This window comes from Ancylobacter sp. (assembly GCF_965279025.1).
In the GTDB taxonomy this organism is placed as follows: domain Bacteria; phylum Pseudomonadota; class Alphaproteobacteria; order Rhizobiales; family Xanthobacteraceae; genus Ancylobacter.
In genome coordinates, this window is the sequence record NZ_OZ257132.1 from 3,996,486 (window position 1) to 4,018,248 (window position 21,763).

18 protein-coding genes are annotated in these 21,763 nt (G+C 67.8%); 12 read left to right on the forward strand and 6 right to left on the reverse strand.

What is annotated here, in order from left to right:
- Positions 1-2 precede the first annotated feature (2 nt).
- Both ACQY76_RS18645 and ACQY76_RS18650 read left to right on the forward strand, forming a co-directional pair.
- Positions 3-1,244, forward strand: coding sequence for an aromatic ring-hydroxylating oxygenase subunit alpha (locus tag ACQY76_RS18645; protein ID WP_428030188.1), 1,242 nt, complete (start codon positions 3-5; stop codon positions 1,242-1,244).
- Positions 1,244-2,296: a 2Fe-2S iron-sulfur cluster-binding protein gene (locus tag ACQY76_RS18650; protein ID WP_428030189.1), complete on the forward strand. Its 1,053-nt coding sequence runs from the start codon at positions 1,244-1,246 to the stop codon at positions 2,294-2,296. The genes ACQY76_RS18645 and ACQY76_RS18650 overlap by 1 nt, the downstream gene beginning before the upstream one ends.
- Before the next feature lie 236 nt (positions 2,297-2,532).
- Here ACQY76_RS18650 and ACQY76_RS18655 read toward each other — a convergent pair whose 3' ends face one another.
- Entirely contained in the window at positions 2,533-3,033 is a 501-nt protein-coding gene (locus tag ACQY76_RS18655) for a CinA family protein (protein ID WP_428030190.1), read from the reverse strand.
- An 11-nt stretch (positions 3,034-3,044) separates the two neighbouring features.
- Positions 3,045-4,223 carry a bifunctional 2-C-methyl-D-erythritol 4-phosphate cytidylyltransferase/2-C-methyl-D-erythritol 2,4-cyclodiphosphate synthase gene (locus tag ACQY76_RS18660; protein ID WP_428030191.1) on the reverse strand — a complete coding sequence of 393 codons (1,179 nt, stop codon included), beginning with the start codon at positions 4,221-4,223 and terminating at the stop codon, positions 3,045-3,047.
- Positions 4,224-4,410: 187 nt separating this feature from the next.
- On the opposite strand from ACQY76_RS18660, the gene dusB reads away from it, so the two are divergent.
- The 10 genes from dusB (at position 4,411) to hflX (ending at position 17,642) form a co-directional block, all read left to right on the forward strand.
- Positions 4,411-5,442: a tRNA dihydrouridine synthase DusB gene (gene dusB, locus ACQY76_RS18665; RefSeq protein ID WP_428030192.1), complete on the forward strand. Its 1,032-nt coding sequence runs from the start codon at positions 4,411-4,413 to the stop codon at positions 5,440-5,442.
- Positions 5,439-6,569, forward strand: a complete 1,131-nt coding sequence (locus tag ACQY76_RS18670; protein ID WP_428030193.1) for a two-component system sensor histidine kinase NtrB — start codon at positions 5,439-5,441, stop codon at positions 6,567-6,569. The genes dusB and ACQY76_RS18670 overlap by 4 nt, the downstream gene beginning before the upstream one ends.
- 8 nt (positions 6,570-6,577) lie before the next feature.
- Complete coding sequence (ntrC, locus tag ACQY76_RS18675) at positions 6,578-8,023, forward strand: nitrogen regulation protein NR(I) (protein WP_428030194.1); 1,446 nt, start codon at positions 6,578-6,580, stop codon at positions 8,021-8,023.
- 120 nt (positions 8,024-8,143) lie between these two features.
- A complete protein-coding gene (locus ACQY76_RS18680; RefSeq protein ID WP_428030195.1) occupies positions 8,144-10,411 on the forward strand; it encodes an ATP-binding protein in 2,268 nt (755 codons plus the stop codon).
- Positions 10,412-10,425: 14 nt separating this feature from the next.
- Complete coding sequence (locus tag ACQY76_RS18685; RefSeq protein WP_428030196.1) at positions 10,426-11,793, forward strand: sigma-54-dependent transcriptional regulator; 1,368 nt, start codon at positions 10,426-10,428, stop codon at positions 11,791-11,793.
- A gap of 143 nt (positions 11,794-11,936) precedes the next feature.
- A complete protein-coding gene (gene trkA, locus ACQY76_RS18690; protein ID WP_428030197.1) occupies positions 11,937-13,313 on the forward strand; it encodes a Trk system potassium transporter TrkA in 1,377 nt (458 codons plus the stop codon).
- A 25-nt stretch (positions 13,314-13,338) separates the two neighbouring features.
- Positions 13,339-14,787, forward strand: a complete 1,449-nt coding sequence (locus ACQY76_RS18695) for a TrkH family potassium uptake protein (RefSeq protein WP_428030198.1) — start codon at positions 13,339-13,341, stop codon at positions 14,785-14,787.
- 131 nt (positions 14,788-14,918) lie between these two features.
- On the forward strand, positions 14,919-15,779 hold the full coding sequence (locus ACQY76_RS18700; RefSeq protein WP_428030199.1) for a D-amino-acid transaminase: 861 nt from the start codon (positions 14,919-14,921) through the stop codon (positions 15,777-15,779).
- A 208-nt stretch (positions 15,780-15,987) separates the two neighbouring features.
- Entirely contained in the window at positions 15,988-16,239 is a 252-nt protein-coding gene (gene hfq, locus ACQY76_RS18705) for an RNA chaperone Hfq (RefSeq protein ID WP_013166585.1), read from the forward strand.
- Positions 16,236-17,642: a GTPase HflX gene (gene hflX, locus ACQY76_RS18710; protein WP_428033055.1), complete on the forward strand. Its 1,407-nt coding sequence runs from the start codon at positions 16,236-16,238 to the stop codon at positions 17,640-17,642. The genes hfq and hflX overlap by 4 nt, the downstream gene beginning before the upstream one ends.
- An 18-nt stretch (positions 17,643-17,660) precedes the next feature.
- Here the strand turns inward: hflX and mazG are convergent, their stop codons facing one another.
- The 4 genes from mazG to metG form a co-directional block, all read right to left on the reverse strand.
- Positions 17,661-18,497, reverse strand: a complete 837-nt coding sequence (gene mazG / locus ACQY76_RS18715) for a nucleoside triphosphate pyrophosphohydrolase (protein ID WP_428030200.1) — start codon at positions 18,495-18,497, stop codon at positions 17,661-17,663.
- Positions 18,498-18,591: 94 nt separating this feature from the next.
- On the reverse strand, positions 18,592-19,392 hold the full coding sequence (locus ACQY76_RS18720) for an MBL fold metallo-hydrolase (RefSeq protein WP_428030201.1): 801 nt from the start codon (positions 19,390-19,392) through the stop codon (positions 18,592-18,594).
- A 15-nt stretch (positions 19,393-19,407) separates the two neighbouring features.
- Positions 19,408-20,181 (reverse strand): TatD family hydrolase, encoded by a 774-nt coding sequence (locus ACQY76_RS18725; RefSeq protein WP_428030202.1) that lies wholly within the window; start codon positions 20,179-20,181, stop codon positions 19,408-19,410.
- Complete coding sequence (gene metG, locus ACQY76_RS18730; protein WP_428030203.1) at positions 20,178-21,734, reverse strand: methionine--tRNA ligase; 1,557 nt, start codon at positions 21,732-21,734, stop codon at positions 20,178-20,180. Before metG ends, ACQY76_RS18725 begins: the two co-directional genes overlap by 4 nt.
- Positions 21,735-21,763 lie beyond the last annotated feature (29 nt).

The following is a 21,763-nucleotide window of genomic DNA, read 5'->3' on the forward strand; positions in this document are numbered from 1 at the left end:
CGATGAGCGCGAGCGAGAAAGTGTCCGAACTGATGGCGCAGTACCGCGCGGGCTTCAGCCTGCCGGGGCCGCTCTATTACGATGAAGACGTCTTCGACATGGAGATGAAGGCCATCTTCGGCACGCAATGGCTGTTCGCCTGCAATGAATGCGAGGTGAAGGAGCCGGGCGATTACCTCACCCTGGAGGTCGGCCGCAACTCCATCATCATCGTGCGCGACGACAATGGCGAGGTGCAGGCCTTTCACAACACCTGCCGGCACCGCGGCTCGCGCATCTGCCAGGAGCACAAGGGCACGGTCGGGCGCCTCGTCTGCCCCTATCACCAGTGGACCTATGATCTCGACGGCACGCTGCTCTCCGCCACCCAGATGCCGGACGATTTTGACCCGCGCCGCTATTCGCTCAAGCCCGTGCACGCGGCCAATGTCGCCGGCCTCGTCTATATCTGCCTCGCGGAGAACCCGCCCGATCTCGATCATTTCAAGCGGACCGTCACGCCCTACATCGCCCCGCACCAGCCCGCCCGCACCAAGGTGGCGTTCGAATCGGTGCTGATCGAGAAGGCCAACTGGAAGCTCGTCATCGAGAATAATCGCGAGTGCTACCATTGCGCCGGCAATCACCCCGAGCTGCTGGTGTCGCTGGTCGAGGCGGCGCTGCCGGGCGACACCCGCACCCACTGGTTCAGCGAGTTGATGAAGCGCAAGGCCGGCGAATGGGACGCCCTCGGCCTGCCGCACCAGCCGGCCAATGGCGGCATCGAGTTCCGCTGCATCCGCCTGCCCTTCAATGAGGGCGTGACCTCCATGACCATGGACGGCAAGCCGGCCAGCAAGAAGCTGGTCGGCGACCTCACCGAGCGCGATCTCGGCTCGGTGCGCATGTTCCATGTGCCGAACAACTGGAACCACTTCCTGTCCGACCACATCATCCATTTCCGCGTGCTGCCGCGCGGGCCGATGGAGACCGAGGTTCGCACAACCTGGCTGGTGCACGAGGACGCGCTCGAAGGCTGGGATTATGACGTCAATCGGCTCGCCGAGGTCTGGCAGATCACCAACCAGCAGGACCAGCATCTGGCCGAGCAGAACTTTCTCGGCGTGCAGTCGGACGCCTATGAGCCGGGGCCCTATTCGCCGCTGGGCGAGTTCATGATCCTCGACTTCAACCGCTGGTACACGGGGGCCATGGCCGCGCATCTGCCCCCGGGCGCGCCGGGGCTCCGGGTAGCGGCCGAATAATGACGCCGCGCGATCTGCGCCTCGCCTGCATCGGGCGGCGGCAGGAGACGGCGGACGTCGTCACCTTCATTTTTCGCGACATCGACGGGCGGCCCGTCAAGCATCTGCCGGGGCAGGCGCTAACTCTGGCGCTGCCGCTGCCGGGCGAGACCGCGTGGCGCAGCTTCACCATCGCCTCCGCGCCGACCCGGGCGGAGGTGGTGGAACTCACCGTCAAGGCGGCGGCGCATGGCCGTGCCACCCGCTGGATGCACGAGGCGCTGCATCCGGGCGTCGAGCTGGAGGCGCGCGGGCCGGTCGGGCGTTTCTCCCTCGCCCATCATCACGCGCCGGCCTTCGCGTTTATCTCCGGCGGCAGCGGCATCACCCCCATGATGTCCATGCTGCGCTGGCTGGCCGATCGCGGCGAGAGTGCCGATGTCGTGTTTCTCCATGCCGCGCGCACGCCGGCAGACGTGCTTTTCGCCGACGAACTGGCGATGCTGGACGGGCAGATGCCTCACCTGCGGATCGTGACGGTGGTTGCCGATGTGCCGGCGGGCCAGTGCTGGGCGGGGTTTCGCGGCGCCGTCGACCGCCGCCTGGTGGCCTTGGCGGTGCCGGACCTGTCCCGCCGCGAGGTGTTCTGCTGCGGGCCTTCCGGTTTCATGGCCGCCATCGAGCGCATTTTCGATGCCGAAGGCGGGGAGGCGACCCGCTTCCACACCGAGAGCTTCGGCACCGCCACCGCCACTTCGGATATCCCGGCGCCCGCACCGCTCGCGGTCGACAGGGAGGCCGGCCCCACACTCACCATCGACGGCCGCGCCCTGCCCGCGGCGATCGGCTCGACGGTGCTGGCGACGGCCCGCGCCGGGGGCATCGTCATCCCCACCGGCTGCCAGGACGGCCTATGCGGCACGTGTCGGGTGAGGAAGCTCGCCGGCGAGGTGGACATGAACCACAAGGGCGGCATTAGCCCCCGCGAGATACGCCAGGGTTATATCCTCGCCTGCTGCTCACGGCTGAAGGGCGATGTGGACGTCATCACGACCACGCATGGCGGGGGATAGCGGGCCCTCGCGTCTCTTCGCGAAAAAGCTGGCGCTGGAGCCCGCCCGGTGTGGGGCGATCGGACGGAGCGGGCTCCAGCGCACGGGCGGGGCAGGCCCGCGCGCCGCCGACGGTGTGGTTCATTGGCGGCGATGGCGAAGATGCACCGCCCACATTGCTGCCATGTCTCCGAAGACGGCTATTTCGTTTCCGGTTGTATCGCTCGCCGGGCGCCCTCTGCGGCGGCTTGCAGTGCTCAGCGCAAAGGCGCTCGGGCGGCGAGTTCGGCGAGCATGGCGAGAGCGGTGAGAACGGCGAGGCGGCGCACGCCGGCGCGGTCCTGCCCGGCGAACACCTCCCGCCGCACGATGACGTCTTTGCCATTGCCGGCAGCGAAATGAACGAGGCCGACGGGCTTCGCGTCCGAGCCGCCGCCCGGGCCGGCAATGCCGGTGATCGAGACGCCGAGCGAGGTCTTGGCGACGCGCAACAGGCCGGCGACCATTTCACGCGCCGTCTCCTCGCTCACCGCGCCATGGGCGTCCAGCGTCGCGAGGGAGACGCCGAGGATCTCCTGCTTGGCCGCGTTGGAATAGGTGACGAAGCCCCGGTCGACGACATCGGACGAGCCGGCAATGTCGGTCAGCGCGCCGGCGACGAGCCCACCGGTGCAGGATTCGGCGGTAGAGACCGTCAGCCCGCGCGCCCGGCAAAGGTCGAGCACCTGTACGGCCTCACGCTGGATGGCGTCGTCCATGTCCAGTCTCCTCAGTCGACCCAGGGCAGGCGGACAGTGGCGGCGGCCATGGCGGCGATGCCCTCGCGCCGGCCGGTGAAGCCGAGTTGCTCGCTGGTCGTCGCCTTCACGCTCACCCGGGCGAGGGGAACGTCGACGATGGCGGCGATCCGCTGGCGCATGGCCTCGCGGTGCGGGCCGATCTTCGGTGCCTCGCAGATCACCGTGGCGTCGAGATGGGCGATGCGCCCGCGCGCCTCCCGCACCAGACCGGCGGCATGCGCCAGGAACTGGTCGGAGGCCGCGCCCTTCCACTGCGGGTCGGAAGGCGGAAAATGATGGCCGATATCGCCGGCGCCGATCGTGCCGAGCAGCGCATCGGTGAGCGCGTGCAGCACCACATCGGCATCGGAATGGCCGGCGAGACCAAAAGCGTGCGGGATGCGCAGGCCGCCGAGCACCACATGGTCGCCCGGGCCGAAGGCATGGACGTCGAAGCCGGTGGCAGTGCGGACATCGGCAAGCTCGGCAAGCAGGCGGCGTTCGGCGGTCACGAAATCCTCTGGCGTGGTCAGCTTGATATTGGTGGGGTCGCCAGCGAAGGAGGCGACCCTGTGCCCGGCCGCCTCGGCCACGGCGGCGTCGTCCGTCAGGTCGTTCGCTCCCGCCTGTGCGCGATGCGCGGCCCGGATCAGATCGTAGCGGAAGGATTGCGGCGTCTGCACACTTCGGACCCCGTCGCGATCCGGCCCGGAGGCGAGAAAGCCCGGTTCGGCCACCGCCTTCAGCGTGTCGACAAGCGCCAAAGCCGGCACGGCGGCGCCATGTGCGGCAGCGGCGGCGATGGCGTCCGCGACCAGCCGGGCCGAGACGAAGGGCCGCGCCGCGTCGTGAATGAGCACCAGGTCGGGCGGGTCCTGCGCCAATGCCTCAAGCCCCGCCCGCACCGAGGCCTGCCGGGTGGCGCCTCCCGCCACGGGCGGCATCACCCCGTCGAGGCCGGCAAGGGCGGCGGCGCAGAGAGGGGCATGCTCCGGCGAAATGACCGGCAGGACACGGCGGATGCCCGGCTGGCCGAGAAAGCGCAGCAGCGTACGGCGCAGGACGCTCGCCCCACCCAGCAGGCGGTACTGCTTGGGCAATCCCCCGCCCGCCCTCTGGCCGCTGCCTGCCGCCACCACGATCACGTCCGTGCGCATCTGCGTATGCATTCGCCCCGCCGCTGACTGCCGCTTCACCAGCGCAGACTTGCCCCAAAGGCTCGTTTAGCGCAAAAGCGGCACGTGATTGCAAAAGATTTGGCTTAAGCCCTTCGCATGGGTTGCTGACGCGCTCGGCATGGCTATTATATAGGCACCGCTGGTCGGGCTTATTTAATGTGCATCGAGTGATCGCCGCTTGACCCTTTGTTTTTCCGCCGTCGCCCCTGTCCAGATCGGCACCGTTCAGGTGCCGGGCGCAGTCGTGCTCGCGCCGATGGCGGGCATTACCGACGCCCCGCTCCGCCGCATGGCGCTGCGCTATGGCGCGTCGCTGGCGGTGTCGGAGATGGTGGCCGCCGGAGCGCTGGAAACCGGCCACGAGGAAACCGTGCTGCGGGCCGAGGGGGCAGGGGTGGCGCTGCACGCTGTCCAGCTCGCCGGGAATGAACCCGAATCGATGGCCCGCGCCGCCCGCATCGCCGAAGGTGCTGGCGCCGCGCTCATCGACATCAACATGGGTTGCCCGGCCAAGCGGGTGACGACCGGCCTCGCCGGCTCGGCCCTGCTGCGCGACCTCGATCTGGCGACCCGCATCCTTGCCGCCGTGGTCGGCGCGGTGAAGGTGCCGGTAACGCTGAAGACCCGGCTCGGCTGGGATGACGCGGCGAGCGTGGCGCCCGAGCTTGCCCGTCGCGCCGAAGCGCTCGGCGTGCGGATGATCACCATTCACGGGCGCACGCGCTGCCAGTTCTACACCGGCCGCGCCGACTGGGCGGCGATCCGCGCGGTGAAGGAGGCGGTGTCCATTCCCGTGCTGGCCAATGGCGATCTCGTGGAGATGGGCGACGCCACGGCGATGCTGGCGGCCTCTGGCGCCGACGGCATCATGATCGGGCGCGGCGCACAGGGGCGCCCTTGGTTTCCCGGGCAGGTCGCGTCCTTTCTGCGCACCGGTGACATTGCGGATGATCCCCCGCTCGCCGAGCAGCGCGACGTGCTGATCGAACTTTATGAAGGTTGGCTGGCGCATTACGGCCGCGAGCTGGGCATGCGCTGCGCCCGCAAGCATATCGGCTGGTCGCTGGCCTCGGCCGCAGCGAGCGCGGGCCGGGCGCCGGATGCCGCCGCCCTCTGGCGCAAGCGACTTCTGACACTTGAGGACCCGGCGCGCGTCGTCACCGGAATCCGCGACGCCTATGACGACATTGGATGGAGAGAAGCTGCATGAGTTCGGTTTCCTCGCAACGGCCTGGCCCGCGCGCGGGCAGCGCGACTGCGGAAGCCGTCGTGAACGCGCTGCCGCATCCGGTCATCACGGTGGCGGAAGACAACCATCTGATCGACGCCAATGTCGCGGCGGAAGCATTCTTCGAGGCTTCGCTCGCCGTATTGGTGCGGCATCGGCTGCAGGATTTCGTGCCCTTCGGCAGTCCCATTTTGTCGCTGGTCGATCAGGTGCGCCAGCGCGGCGCGGCGGTGAACGAGTATCGGGTCGATCTCGGCACGCCCCGCAATGGTGGCGAGCGCATCGTCGACATCCATGTGGCGCCGCTGTCGGAAGTGCCGGGCCACGTGGTCATCATGCTCCAGGAACGCACCATCGCCGACAAGATGGACCGGCAGCTCACCCATCGCGGCGCCGCCCGCTCGGTCACGGCGCTGGCGTCGATGCTGGCGCACGAAATCAAGAACCCGCTCTCGGGCATTCGCGGGGCCGCGCAGCTTCTTGAACTGAACGCCAGCGACGACGACCGCTCGCTCACGCGGCTGATCACCGACGAGGCCGACCGCATCGTCAAGCTGGTCGACCGCATGGAAGTATTCTCCGACGAGCGCCCGATCGAGCGGGAGCCCGTGAACATCCACGCCGTTCTGGAGCATGTGCGCACGCTGGCGAGCACCGGATTTGCCCGCCACATCCGCTTCATCGAGGAGTACGACCCTTCGCTGCCGCCCGTTCTGGCCAACCGCGACCAGCTGGTGCAGGTGTTCCTCAATCTGGTGAAGAACGCCGCCGAGGCGATCGGGGAGTCGCCGGACGGCGAAATCCAGCTCACCACGGCCTTCCGCCCCGGCGTGCGTCTCATGATGCCGGGCGCGCCGGCGCGGGTGAGCCTGCCGCTGGAGTTCTGCGTGCGGGACAACGGCCCCGGCGTGCCGGAAGACCTCATGCCTCACCTGTTCGATCCCTTCGTCACCACCAAGCCCACCGGAACCGGCCTCGGCCTTGCGCTGGTGGCGAAGATCGTCGGCGACCATGGCGGCATCATCGAATGCGACAGCCAGCCGCGTCGCACCACCTTCCGTGTCCTCATGCCCATGTACCGCGCCAATCGCGGTACCGAGAAGAGTTGAGAGCCGCCATGCCGACGGGAAGTATCCTGGTTGCCGATGACGACGCCGCCATCCGCACCGTGCTCAATCAGGCACTGTCGCGGGCAGGCTACGAGGTGCGCTCCTGTGGCAATGCGGCGACGCTGTGGCGCTGGGTCAGCCAGGGCGACGGCGACCTCGTCATCACCGATGTGGTGATGCCGGACGAGAACGCCTTCGACCTGCTGCCGCGCATCAAGAAGGTGCGCCCGGACCTGCCGGTCATCGTCATGAGCGCGCAGAACACCTTCATGACCGCCATTCGCGCCTCGGAGAAGGGCGCGTATGAATACCTGCCCAAGCCCTTCGACCTGAAGGAGCTGATCTCCATCGTCGGCCGCGCGCTGTCCGAGCCGAAGAAGCCGGAGAACGCCCTCAAGGGACTGGGCGACGACGCCGACAATATCCCCCTCGTTGGCCGCTCGCCGGCCATGCAGGACATCTACCGGGTGCTGGCCCGGCTGATGCAGACCGATCTCACCGTGATGATCGCGGGCGAGAGCGGCACCGGCAAGGAACTGGTGGCGCGGGCGCTGCATGATTACGGCAAGCGCCGCAACGGGCCGTTCGTCGCCATCAACATGGCGGCCATCCCGCGCGACCTGATCGAATCCGAGCTGTTCGGCCATGAGAAGGGCGCCTTCACCGGCGCCAATGCGCGCTCGGCCGGCCGCTTCGAGCAGGCGGAAAGCGGTACGCTGTTCCTCGACGAAATCGGCGACATGCCGATGGAAGCGCAGACCCGCCTGCTGCGCGTGCTGCAGCAGGGCGAGTACACCACGGTGGGCGGGCGCACGGCGATCAAGACCGATGTGCGCATCGTGGCCGCCACCAACAAGGATCTGCGCATCCTTATCCAGCAGGGCCTGTTCCGCGAGGACCTGTTCTTCCGCCTCAACGTCGTGCCGCTGCGCCTGCCGCCGCTGCGCGAGCGGGCCGAGGACGTGCCGGACCTCGCCCGTCACTTCTTCCTCCAGGCCGAGCGCGAGGGACTGCCGCGCAAGCAGATCGACGCCGCCGCGCTCGACCGGCTGAAGCGCTATCGCTGGCCGGGCAATGTGCGCGAGCTGGAAAACCTGATCCGCCGCCTCGCCGCGCTCTATCCGCAGGAGGTGATCACCGGATCGATCATCGAGGCGGAACTCTCCACGCCGGTCTCGCCGCCGACGCCGGAGGAGAACGGCCAGGACGAAACGCTGTCCGCCTCGGTGGAGCGGCACCTGAACGCCTATTTCGGCGGGTTCGGCGAAAATCTACCGCCTCCCGGCCTTTATCACCGCATTCTCAAGGATGTGGAGTACCCGCTGCTCTCCGCCGCGCTGGCGGCGACGCGTGGAAACCAGATCAAGGCAGCGGAGCTTCTGGGCCTCAACCGCAACACGTTGCGCAAGAAAATCCGGGATCTCGACATCCAAATAATCCGCACCAGTCGGTGAGCGCCTTACGCCCCCGCGAAAATAAGGCGGGGGCGGCTCGCCAATGTCACATTTTTGCACCAGTGTCGTATCATTGCATCAGTGGTGCGCGCCGATTCCCGGCCGCCGGATTGGTGATGGATGAGCGACGTTCCGAGCCGCGAAACGGACAGGCAAGACGGACTCGATCTCGGCGGGATGGGTTTCCGTTTCTCGCTCTGGGGTCTGGCGCCGCTTGCCGTGCTGCTGGCGCTGGTGATGGCGCTTGCCAGCTTCATCGTCCTGATCGGCATCACCCCGCTGGTGCCCTCGCAGGACGTCGTCATCATCGTCCTGTGCCTCAATGGCGTGATGTCGCTCATTCTGATCGGCATTGTCGGCCGCGAGGTGTGGCGGATCGTGAAGGCCCGCCGGCGGGGCAGGGCGGCGGCGCGGCTGCATGTGCGCGTGGTCGGCCTGTTCGGCGTCGTTGCCGTCGTGCCGGCGCTTCTGGTGGCCGTTCTGGCGAGCATCACGCTCGACAAGGGCCTCGACCGCTGGTTTTCGGTGCGCACGCGTTCCATCGTCGACAATGCGGTGTCGGTCGCCCAGACCTATGTGCGCGAGCACGCCTATTCGATCCGCGGCGATATTCTCGGCATGGCCCGCGACCTCCAGCGCATCCGCCCGCTCTGGGACCAGGACCGCAGCCGCTTCCGCCAGGCGCTGACGGCGCAATCGGTGGTGCGCGGCCTGCCCGCCGCCATGATCATCGACAAGAATCTGCAGGTCGTCGACCGTGCCACCGTCCGCGTCGGCCGCGAATTTACCGTGCCGACCAATCTCGCCCTCAAGGACGCCACCGAGGAGCAGCCGCTCATCTACCTGCCGGGTGATGCCGATTATGTCGGCGCGGTCATCCCGCTCAAGGATTTCGGCGATCTCTATCTCTATGTGGCGCGTGCCGTCGACCCGCGGGTGATCGAGTATCTCAAGGAGACTCAGGCCGCCGTCGTCGACTACCGCAACCTCGAACAGCAGCGCGTCGGCGTGCAGGTGGCGTTCGCGGTGCTCTATGCGGTGATTTCGCTCACCGTGCTGCTCTGCGCCGTCTGGCTGGGCATCCATTTCGCCAACCGGCTGGTGGCGCCGATCCGTCGGCTGATCGGCGCGGCGGACCTCGTCGCCGCCGGCAATCTTTATGTCGAGGTGCCGGTCCGCCGCACAGAGGGCGACCTGTCCAGCCTCTCCGAGACCTTCAACAAGATGACGCAGGAACTGCGCACCCAGCGCGACGATCTCGTGCAGGCGCGCGACCAGATCGACACCCGCCGCCGCTTCACCGAGGCGGTGCTGTCCGGCGTCGGCGCCGGTGTGATCGGCCTCGATTCGGCGGGGCGCATCTCCATCATCAACCGCCCGGCCGAAAAACTGCTCGGCGTGACCGAGGCCGACGTGCTCGGCAGCGCGTTCGGCACGGTGGTGCCGGAAATCGCCTCGCTGCTCGCCCAGGCGATGGAAGCCGGCGAGCGCAGCGTGCAGGCCAACACCACGCTGACGCGCAACGGCCGCGACCGGGTCATCGCGGTGCGGGTAACCACGGAACAGTCGCGCGAGGCCGAGCATGGCTGGGTCGTCACCCTCGACGACATCACCGAGCTCGTGGTGGCGCAGCGCAGCTCCGCCTGGGCCGACGTCGCCCGGCGCATCGCGCATGAGATCAAGAACCCGCTGACCCCGATCCAGCTGTCGGCCGAGCGCCTGCGCCGGCGCTACGGCAAGGTGATCGGCGAGGATCGCGAAGTGTTCGACCAATGCACGGAAACCATCATCCGCCAGGTCGGCGACATCGGCCGCATGGTGGACGAGTTCTCCTCCTTCGCCCGCATGCCCAAGCCGGTCGCCGAGGCGCAGGACGTTGCCGAGACCACGCGACAGGTCGTGTTCCTGATGCGGGTCGGCAACCCGGACATCGCCATCGATTTCGACGTGCCCGAGCAGCCCGTGGTCGCGCGCTTCGACCGCCGCCTGATCTCCCAGGCGCTCACCAATATCGTCAAGAACGCCACCGAGGCGCTGGCGGCGGTGCCGCCCGAGGAGCGCACCGACCCGCCGCGGATCAAGGTGGCGGTGCATGCCGATGAGCGGATGGTGACCATCGACGTCATCGACAACGGCAAGGGGCTGCCCACCGAGAACCGGGCGCGGCTGCTGGAGCCTTATGTGACGACCCGCGAGAAGGGCACCGGGCTCGGTCTCGCGATCGTGGGGAAGATCATGGAAGAACATGGCGGCGGCATCGAACTCGACGATGCCCCGGATGGACGCGGTGCGTGGATTCGCCTGCGTTTCGCGCGCGACGGCGGTCCGACCGCCTCGAATGACGGAAAGGGCAATGGCGGATCGGCCAGTGCCCGGATGGTCGGCTGAAGGAGAACAAGATCATGGCAACGGACATCCTGATCGTCGACGACGAAGCCGATATTCGCGGGCTGGTCGCGGGTATTCTGGAAGATGAGGGCTACGGCGCCCGCACCGCCAAGGACAGCGACGAGGCTCTGGCCGCCATCGAGGCGCGCCGGCCCAATCTCATCTTTCTCGACATCTGGCTGGAGCGCTCCAGGCTGGACGGCCTGCAACTGCTCGAACTGATCAAGAAGAACCACCCGGATGTGCCGGTGGTGATGATATCGGGCCACGGCACCATCGAAACCGCCGTGGCGGCCATCAAGCAGGGCGCCTACGACTTCATCGAGAAGCCGTTCAATTCCGACCGCCTGATCCTCGTCGCCGATCGCGCGCTGGAGACGCTGCGCCTGAAGCGCGAGGTCCGCGACCTTAAGCAGCGCACGGCGGTGACGCAGCTGCTCGTGGGCAAGTCGTCGGTGATGAACCAGCTCCGCCAGGGCATCGAGCGCGTGGCGCCTACCAATAGCCGCATCATGATCGTCGGCCCCTCCGGCTCCGGCAAGGAGTTGGCGGCGCGCATGATCCATGCGGCCTCGGCGCGGGCCAACGGACCGTTTGTCGTCATCAACGCCGCCGCCATCACGCCGGAGCGCATGGAGGTCGAGCTGTTCGGCGTCGAGGTCGGGGAAGGGCAGGGCCGTCAGGTCGGCGCGCTGGAGGAGGCGCATGGCGGCACGCTGTTCATCGACGAGATCGCCGACATGCCGCGCGAGACGCAGAACCGCATCCTGCGCGTGCTGGTGGACCAGAATTTCCTGCGGGTCGGCGGCGCCACGCGCGTCTCGGTGGATGTGCGCATCATCTCGTCCACCGCCCGCAATCTGGAAAAGGAAATCGCCGACGGTCGCTTCCGCGAGGATCTGTATCACCGCCTCGGCGTGGTGCCGGTGCGCGTGCCGCCGCTCGCCGAGCGGCGCGAGGACGTGCCGGAACTGGTGGAGTTCTTCCTCGACCAGATTTCACAGTCCACCGGCCTGCCGCGCCGGCGTGTCGCCGATGACGCGCTCGCCGTGCTGCAATCGCACGACTGGCCCGGCAATGTCCGCCAGCTGCGCAACAATATCGAGCGCCTGCTGATTCTCGCCTCCGGCGACGCCGACGCGCCGGTGACGGCCGACATGCTGCCGCCCGATGTCGGCTCGCTGGTGCCGAGCCTGCCGAGCGGCAATGGCGGCGAGCATCTGATGGGACTGCCGCTGCGCGACGCGCGTGAAGTGTTCGAGCGGGAATATCTCGTCGCGCAGATCAGCCGCTTCGGCGGCAACATCTCGCGCACCGCCGAATTCGTCGGCATGGAGCGCTCGGCCCTGCACCGCAAGCTGAAGGCGCTCGGCATCGGCTGACCGCCGTGCCGCACCCGGCAGGAAGATGTGTGGCCGGCCGCGCAGGCGTCTCCGGCCGCGTGCGAACCTGCTATAGAGTGACTCGCGAAAAGTGAACCGAACCGGCGTCGTGGGCGGCGCCGTCGGCTATCAGCGGGGTCGCCATGAAGGTCGTCATTTGCGGGGCGGGGCAGGTGGGGTTCGGCATTGCCGAGCGTCTGGCCGCAGAGCAGAACGACGTCTCCATCATCGACACCTCGCCGCGCCTCATCCAGGCCGTCACCGACACGCTCGACGTGCGCGGCTTCGTCGGCCATGGCTCGCATCCGGATGTGCTGGCCCGTGCCGGGCTGGAGGCGGCGGACATGCTGATCGCCGTCACCCTGCACGACGAAGTCAACATGATCGCCTGCCAGGTCGGCCACGCGCTGTTCGACGTGCCGACCAAGATCGCGCGGGTGCGCGCGCAAAGCTATCTGCAGGGCCACTGGCGCGACATGTTCTCGCGCGACCACCTGCCGATCGACGTGGTCATCTCGCCGGAGCTCGAAGTGGGCGAGATGGTCCTGCGGCGGCTTTCGCTGCCGGGCGCCGTCGATACGGTCAGCTTCAACGACAGCAATGTCGTCGTGGTCGGCGTGCGCTGCCAGGAGGATTGCCCGGTCCTCGACACGCCGCTGCGCCAGCTCACCGACCTGTTTCCCGACCTGCGGGCCGTCGTCGTTGCGGTCTATCGCGACGGCAAGACCTTCGTGCCGCGCTCCACCGACTCGCTGATTGCCGGCGACCTCGCCTATTTCGTCGCCCATAACGACCAGGTGAGCCGCACTTTGTCGATTTTCGGCCATGACGAGCCCCCGGCGCAGCGCATCGTCATCGGCGGCGGCGGCAATATCGGCCTGTATGTCGCGCGCGAGCTGGAGCTGCGCAACCCGAAGGCGCGGGTCAAGATCATCGAGGACAATCTCGCGCGGGCCGAGGAGATCGCCCAGCAATTGTCCCGCACCGTGGTGCTGCGCGGCAGCGCCCTCGACCGGGCGATCCTCGAGGAGGCCGCCGTCGGCGATGCCGACACGATGATCGCCGTGACCAATGACGACCGGGTCAACATCCTCTCCTGCCTGCTGTCGCGCGAACTCGGCGCCAAGCGCATGCTGTCGCTGCTGAACGACCCGGCCTACCCCGCCTTCGCGCGCGGGCTCGGCATCGACGCCTATGTGAACCCGCGCCAGATCACCGTCTCCAAAATCCTGCAATATGTCCGCAAGGGCCGCATTCGCGGTGTGCATTCGCTGCTGAACGGTGCCGGCGAGGTGATCGAGGCCGAGGCGCTGGAAACCTCGCCGCTGGTCGGCAAGCCGCTGCGCCAGCTCGATCTCTTCGACGGCATGCGCATCGGCGCGGTGATCCGCGGCGGACGCGTGATGCTGCCGCGCGGCGACACCGTGATCCAGGCGCGCGACCGGGTGGTGATGTTCGCGCTCGCCGCCAAGGTGAAGCGGGTGGAGCAGCTGTTCCGGGTGAGCCTGGAATTCTTCTGAGAGGCGACAGCGAGAGGCGCAAGACATGATCGCGGTCGCCCGCCACAGCGCGCAGACCGCCGGGGTGATGGCGGGTTTCCTGCTGCTCTCCGGCCTGGTGTCGGTGTTCCGCAACGAGCCGGGCGCCGACGTCTTCCTGATGACCGCCCTGCTAACCGTGTTCGGTGCCGGGGCGGTCCATCTTGCCGTGCGCAACCGCGCCGGGCGGCTCGATCGGCTGGCCTCCTACGGGCTGCTGCTCGTGCTGTGGATCGGCGTCCCGATCATCGCCGCCGTGCCGATCGCGGCGACGACCACGCTCGGGCCGGTGCATGCGTGGCTGGAGGCGGTTTCGGCCTTTACCACGACCGGGCCGGTGCAGATCCACGACATCGGCAACGTGCCCCGGGCGACGCTTGGCTGGCTGCTGACGCTGCAATGGGCGGGCGGCCTGCTCACGCTGGTCGGTTTCGTCGCCGTCCTGGGTCCCGCCGGTCTGGGCGGCCTCCCGGACCATAGCGCCCGGGCCAACCTTCTGGCGGCGACGCAGCAGACCACGCTCGACGACGCGCTGCGGCTGGTACTGCCGATCTATCTGGGCGCGACGGTGCTGTGCACGCTGGCGCTGCTGCTCATGGGCGTGCGCCTGTTCGAGGCGGTGGGCCTGGCCGGTGCGGCGCTGGCCACGGGCGGCCTGCTGCCCGATGGCGACGGCATCGCCGCCTATGGCCATTTCGGCATCAAGGCGGTGCTGATCGTCTTTATGCTGATGGGCGGCACCAGCGTGCTATGGCACCGCATGCTGCTCACACGTCGGTTTCGCCTCGCCCTGGGACAGTATGAGAATATTGTACTTTTCGCCATATGCGGCGCCTTGGGAATTGCCGCCGCAGCCATCGGATTCCGCACCGAGGGCAGCGGGATGTCGTTGCCCATCGCGCTTGAGGACGGACTGTTCACCGCCGTCTCGCTGGTCACCACCACCGGGATCGAACCGCATGGCGGCGCCTTCGCCAGCCTGCCGGTGACGCTGGTACTCGCGATCGTCTTCATCGGCGGCGCGACCTTCTCCACCGCCGGCGGGATCAAGATTTACCGCGCGGGGGTGATGGTGCTGCAGAGCCTGCGCGAGCTGGAGCGGCTGGTGCACCCCAGCGCCGTGCACCCGCGCCGCCTCGGCCAGCAGAACGTCACGCTGCAGATGATGAAGGCGATCTGGATCATGTTCGGCGTCGCCTGCTCCACGATCGCGGCGCTGACTGTGGTAATCGCGCCGGCCATGCCGAGCTTTGAGTCGGCTTTCGTCGCCGTCATGGCGGCGCTCGCCAATGTCGGGCCGGTCTATGCGGTGAACTGGCAGCCGGACGTCAACTGGCCGGAATGGGGCACGTTGCCCGCCTATGCGCAGATCGCGCTTGCCATCGCCATGGTTCTCGGCCGTCTCGAAATACTCGTCGTACTGGGCCTCGCCAATTTCGCGCTGTGGCGGCGCTGAGGCGCCGATCGGCCTGGCCACGTAGCTGATTGTCGGGAAAACGCTTTTCATTCAACAAGCTGGCGCTTGAAGTCTCCGCGAAAGTCGAGCAGCTTTCGCGCAAAGGGGCTGCCAGCCTGCGGAGACGGACGATGTCGCGCATTGCCTATGTGAACGGTGCCTACCTGCCGCACGCCGGTGCGGGGGTGCATGTGGAAGATCGCGGCTACCAGTTCGCCGATGGCGTCTACGAGGTGTGCGAGGTGCGGGGCGGCCACATGGTGGACCAGCGCCGCCACATGGAGCGGCTGGTGCGGTCGCTGAACGAGATCCGCATCCGGCTGCCCATGCCGCTCGCCGCGCTCGGTGTGGTGCTGCGCGAGACCATCCGGCGCAACCGCGTGCGCGACGGCCTCGTCTATCTGCAGGTCACGCGCGGGGTGGCACGGCGGGACCATTATTTTCCCGATCCGGCGACGCCGCCTTCCATCGTGGTCACCGCCCGCGCGCTCGACCCGGCGAAGGGCGAGGCGCAGGCCGCACAGGGGATCGCGGTCATCACCGTGCCGGAAAACCGTTGGGAGCGCGTCGACATCAAGACCATCGGCCTGCTGCCCAACGTGCTGGCGAAAGAGGCCGCCAAGCAGGCCGGCGCCCGCGAGGCGTGGTTCGTGGACGCGGCCGGCAACATTACCGAAGGCGGCTCGACCAATGCCTGGATCGTCACGGACGACGGCCGGCTCGTCACCCGTCCGGCGGAGAGCGGCATCCTGCGCGGCATCACCCGCACGGTCATGCTGGAGGTGGCCGAGACGCTCCAGCTGCGCGTCGACGAGCGCCCCTTCACCGTCGAGGAGGCGAAGGCGGCGCGGGAGGCGTTCGTGACCTCGGCGACCAATTTCGCCACGCCCGTGGTGCGAATCGATGGCCACCCCGTCGGCGACGGGCGGCCCGGCCCGGTGGCGCGCGCCTTGCGCGAAAACTACCATGGGCGCGCCGAGATCGGTCATTGAAGCGGTAATTTGTGCCCGGGAAGGCCTGACGGCGATAAGGAAAGACCTTGCCAAGCGCGGCCAACTTGGCGAAAGCATCTTGCGCGCATGACATGGTGTGCCATGTTTGGGGCGTACGTCTTCAAGGTTGTCCACTCCCGGACGGAGCGAGCAGCGAAGGCGACCGCGCCGAGCGACGACCAACAACAAACAAACGGATCAAAAAATCATGGCCGCGGAACGTTCCCAGAACCTCCAGGACACCTTTCTCAACCACGTCCGCAAGAACAAGACGCCGCTCACCATCTTTCTGGTCAACGGCGTGAAACTCCAGGGGGTCGTCACCTGGTTCGATAATTTCTGCGTGCTGCTGCGCCGCGACGGCCATTCGCAGCTCGTTTACAAGCACGCCATCTCGACCATCATGCCCGGCCATCCGGTTCAGCTGTTCGAACCGGACGAGACCGGCGAGAAGGGCTGATCTTGGAGCTTAAGGCGTCCCGCAGGCCGCCGGCGGGCCGTGCCGCCGGCCTGCCCGTCGACAACGACACGTCCGGTGATGCCACGCGCGTGGTCGTCGTCGTTCCTCACCTCACGCGTCGCGGGGCAGGGGGCGACGACCCGCAACGCTCGCCCGAGGCCCGGCTCGACGAGGCCGTCGGGCTTGTCCTTGCCATCGACCTCCAGCTGGCCGGCAGCCTGCTCGTCGGGCTGTCTCAGGTGCGCCCGGCGACCTATCTGGGCAGCGGCAAGGTCGAGGAGATCGCCGGCATCGTGAAGGCGGAGGAGGCGGGGCTGGTCTTCGTCGACGCGGCGCTCAGCCCGGTGCAGCAGCGAAACCTCGAAAAGGCGTTCGCGGCCAAGGTCATCGACCGCACGGCTCTCATTCTGGAAATCTTCGGCCAGCGCGCGCGCACCAAGGAGGGCGTGCTGCAGGTCGAGCTCGCCCATCTGAACTATCAGCGCAGCCGCCTGGTGCGCTCCTGGACCCATCTGGAGCGCCAGCGCGGCGGCTTCGGCTTCCTCGGCGGCCCCGGCGAGACGCAGATCGAGGCCGACCGCCGGCTCATCGGCGAACGCATCCTCAAGATCGAGCGCGAGCTGGAGCAGGTCAAGCGCACCCGCGCGCTGCACCGCGCCAGCCGCAAGAAGGTGCCCTATCCCGTCGTGGCGCTGGTCGGCTACACCAATGCCGGCAAGTCGACGCTGTTCAACCGGCTGACCCGCGCCGAAGTGATGGCGCAGGACCTGCTCTTCGCCACGCTCGACCCGACCCTGCGGGCGGTGCAGCTTCCCACCGGCGAGCGGGTGATCCTCTCCGACACGGTGGGCTTCATCTCCGACCTGCCGACGCAGCTCGTCGCCGCTTTCCGCGCCACGCTGGAAGAGGTGATCGAGGCCGACCTCATCCTGCATGTCCGCGACATGTCGCATGAGGATGCCGATGCGCAGGCGCATGACGTGAAGCGGGTGCTCGGCGATCTCGACATCGACCCCGAGGACGATCACCGCGTCATCGAGGTCTGGAACAAGATCGACCGGCTGGATACCGAGGCCAGGGCGGGGCTGTTCAACACCGCCTCACGCCGGGAAGGCGATGCGCGCCCCATTCCGGTCTCGGCCCTGACCGGCGACGGCATGGACGCGCTTCTCACCGCGATCTCGCGGCGCCTGGCGCGCGAGCGTGTCAGCCTCGCGATCGATCTCGACGCCGCCGACGGCAGCAGCCTGAGCTGGCTCTATCGGCACAGCGAGGTGCTGGAACGTCGCGAGAATGGGGAAGGGCGCCTGCACCTCGCCGTGCGCGTGCCGCCCGACCGTGCCGAGCATATCGAGCGTCGCTTCGGCGCGCGGCGTATCGCCGGCGCGGGCGAGGGCGCCTGAGCACCCTGCTCCGGGCCCCTACTCGCCTTCCGCCGCTGCCGTCTTGGCCGCTTGCCAGTGCGCTTCCATCTCGTCGAGGCTGGCTTCGTTCGGGGAGCGCCCCTGCTCGGCCAGCCGGTCCTCGATATAGGCGAAGCGGCGGACGAACTTCTGATTGGTGCCGCGCAGCGCCGCTTCGGGGTCCACGTCGAGGTGCCGCGCGAGGTTGGCGAGCGCGAACAACAGGTCGCCGACCTCTTCCGCCGCCGCCTCGCGGTCGCCGGAGACGATTTCGGCTTCCACCTCGTCGATCTCCTCGCGGATCTTGGCGAGAACGGGCCGCACGTCCGGCCAGTCGAACCCGACCTTGGCGGCCTTGTTCTGCAGCTTCACCGCACGGGTGAGGGCAGGGGCGCCGGCCGGCACGCCGTCCAGCGTACGGCCCTGCTCCGGCTCCGCCGGTAAGCCGCGCCGGCGGCGGCGCCCGGCGCGCTCCGCCTTCTCCTGGGCCTTGATGGCATCCCAGGCGGCATTCACCGCCGCCACATCGCGCCCGCCCACATCGCCGAACACATGGGGGTGGCGGCGGATCATCTTCGAGGTGATGGCCTCGACCACGGCGCCGAAATCGAAGGCGCCGCGTTCCTCGGCGAGGCGGGCGTGGAACGCCACCTGAAGCAGCAGATCGCCCAGCTCGTCGCAGAGATCGTCGAGGTCGCCGCGGGCGATGGCGTCGGCGACCTCATAGGCTTCCTCGATGGTATAGGGCGCGATGGAGCTGAAGTCCTGTGCCAGGTCCCACGGGCAGCCGGTCGCCGGCGTGCGCAGCGCGGCCATGATTTCCAGCAGCCGCCGAATGTCGCGGGAGGGCGTCACATCGCCATCTGGGATATTCGCAGAAGACATATTATGGAAAACAACTCGGTTGGAGGAGGCGATACAAAGATGAGGTTGTCGGCACAACGTACTGTCAGAGCGTGATTTTCATGCCGTCATAGGCCGCACTCACACCGTCCGGCAATTCGCGGGTCAGTGTGGTGTAGTCGAGATCGGTGTGCAGGTTCGTCAGCACGGCGCGGCGCGGCTTCAGCCGCTCGATCCAGGCCAGCGCCTCGCTCAGCGAGAAATGCGTGGGGTGCGGCGCCGGGCGAAGCGCGTCGACAATCCACACATCGAGGCCGTCGAGAAACGGCAGGCTCTCATCCGGCAGATCGTGCAGGTCGCTCGAATAAGCCAGGCCGCCGATGCGGAAGCCGTGCGAGATGATGTTGCCGTGATACTGGCGGAAGGCCTTAGCCTCGATCGGTCCGGCCGGCCCGTCGACGCGGATCGTGTCGCCGGCGTGGTAGCGGTGCTCGGTGAGGATCGGCGGGTAGTCGCTGCCGGGCGGCGTCTCGAAGCAATAGCCGAAGCGCTGGTGCAGCAGGACCGACGTGTCGGGGTCGACATAGGCGTCGATCCGGCGGCGGTGCATGATGGTCAGCGGCCGCAGGTCATCGATGCCATGGGTGTGGTCGGCATGCTCATGGGTGAACAGCACGCCGTCGAGCCGGTCGACGCCGGCATCGATCAGCTGCTCGCGCAAATCCGGCGAGGTGTCGATCAGCATGCGGGTCGGCTGGGCGATGCCACGCTCGAAGCGCTCCACCAGCAGGGAGCAGCGGCGACGGCGGTTGCGCGGCTCGTTCGGGTCGCAGGCGCCCCATCCCTGCCCGACTCGCGGCACCCCACCGGAGGAGCCGCAGCCGAGAATGGTGAAGGTAAACGCCATGGCGGGCGGGAGCCTCTAGGATGCGCGGGAGAACAGGCGGAAGAAATTCGCAGTGGTCAGCGCCGCCACCTCGTCGAAGGAGATGCCGCGCGCCTGCGCCAGTATATGGGCGGTTTCGACCACATAGGAAGGCTCGTTGCGCTTGCCCCGGTGGCTGTTGGGGGCGAGATAGGGCGCATCGGTCTCCACCAGCACCCGGTCGGCCGGCAGGCTGGCGGCGATCTCGCGCAAAGGCGCGCCGGACTTGAAGGTGAGGATGCCGGAAAACGAGACATAGCCGCCCAGCGCCACGGCGCGGCGGGCAAGGTCGGGCCCGGCGGTGAAGCAGTGCAGCACGAAGGCGAAGGCGCCCTTCCCGCTTTCCTCCTCCAGAATCGCCGCGACATCCGCGTCCGCGTCGCGGGCGTGGATCACCAGCGGCAGACCGGTGCGGCGCGCCGCCTCGATATGCAGGCGGAAGCCGGCGGCCTGCACCGCGCGCGGCGCGGTGTCGTAATGATAGTCGAGACCCGCTTCGCCAATGGCGACGACCTTCGGATGGTCGGCCTCCGCCAGCAATTCGTCGAGCGTGACGTCGGCTTCCTCGGCGGCATTGTGCGGGTGGGTGCCGACCGAGCAGAACACATCGTCGAAGCGCTCGGCGATCGCCCTCACCTGCCCAGAGCGGCGCACCCGCGTGCCGATCGTCACCAGGCGGCCGACGCCGGCGGCGCGGGCCCGCGCGACCACGTCGTCAAGCTCGGCGGCAAAGTCCGGAAAGTCGAGATGGCAGTGGCTGTCGACGATCATGAGGCGGCCGGCGCCTCGGGCTCGACATAGCGCGGGAACACCCCGACCGGCGCCGGCAGCACCGTGCCGCCCGCCAGCCGACCCGCCTCGCCGAGGCTGGCAAAGCTACGGGACGAATCATCGATTGCAAGCAAATCCAGCAGCTTGCCGGCGCTTGTTGGGATGAAGGGTTGAGCGAGCAGGGCGACCTGACGCACCACTTCCGCCGTCGTCCACAGCACCGTGCCGAAACGCTCGGGGTCGGACTTGCGCAATTCCCACGGCGCCGCGCCGGCGAAATAGCGGTTTGCGTCCGCCACCACCGACCAGATGGCGGCCAGCGCATTGTGGATCTGCTGCACCTCCATCGCCTCGCGTACCTTCGCCCCCATGGCGTCGGCGGCGGCGAGAATGGTCGCGTCGTCCTCGGAGAGCGGGCCGGGGGCCGGCAGCGTGCCACTAAGGTTCTTGGCGATCATCGACAGCGAGCGCTGCGCGAGGTTGCCGAGATCGTTGGCGAGGTCGGCATTGGTGCGGGCGACGATGGCGTCGTGGCTGTAGGAGCCATCCTGGCCGAAGGGGATTTCCCGCAGCAGGAAATAGCGCAGCGCGTCGACGCCATAGGCCTTGGCGAGATCGAACGGGTCGATGACGTTGCCCACCGACTTCGACATCTTCTCCCCGCGATTATGGATGAAGCCGTGCGCGAAGACGGTTTTGGGCGGCTCAAGGCCGGCCGACATCAGGAAGGCCGGCCAGTACACCGCGTGGAAGCGGATGATGTCCTTGCCGATAATGTGCAGGTTCGCCGGCCAGTAGCGCTGGAAGCTGGCGCTCGCCGTGTCGGGATAGCCGACGCCGGTGATGTAGTTGGTCAGCGCATCGACCCACACATACATCACATGCGCCGGGTCGCCCGGCACCGGAATGCCCCAGGAAAAGGTCGTCCGGCTGATGGACAGGTCCTGAAGCCCGCCCCTCACGAAGCTCAGCACTTCGTTGCGCCGCACATCCGGCCGGATGAAATCCGGATGCGCGTCGTAATAGTCGAGCAGTTTCTGCTGGTAGACGGAGAGGCGGAAGAAATAGCTCTTCTCCTCGGTCCACTCCACCGGCGTACCCTGCGGGCCGAGGCGCACGCCGTCGGCGTTCACGCTGGTCTCGTCCTCGGCGTAATAGGCCTCGTCGCGCACCGAGTACCAGCCCGAATAGGCACCGGCATAGATGTCGCCCGTCTCGACCATGCGCTGCCAGATCGCCTGGCTGGAGGCGATGTGGTCCTCGTCCGTGGTGCGGATGAAGCGGTCGTAATCGACGCCCAGCAGCGCATCCATCTCCTGGAAGCGCGTCGCGTTCCTGGTTGCCCATTCGAGCGGCGTCAGCCCCTGCTTCTCCGCCGTCTGGGCCATCTTGAGCCCGTGCTCGTCCGTGCCGGTCAGGAAGAAGACATCGTAGCCGTCGAGCTTCTTGAAGCGGGCGAGCGCGTCCGAGGCGATCTTCTCATAGGCGTGGCCGATATGGGGCGCGCCATTGGGATAATCGATCGCGGTGGTGATGTAGAAGGCGGGTCTCACGGCGGTTTCCTGCGGGGCGGCCGGCCGGC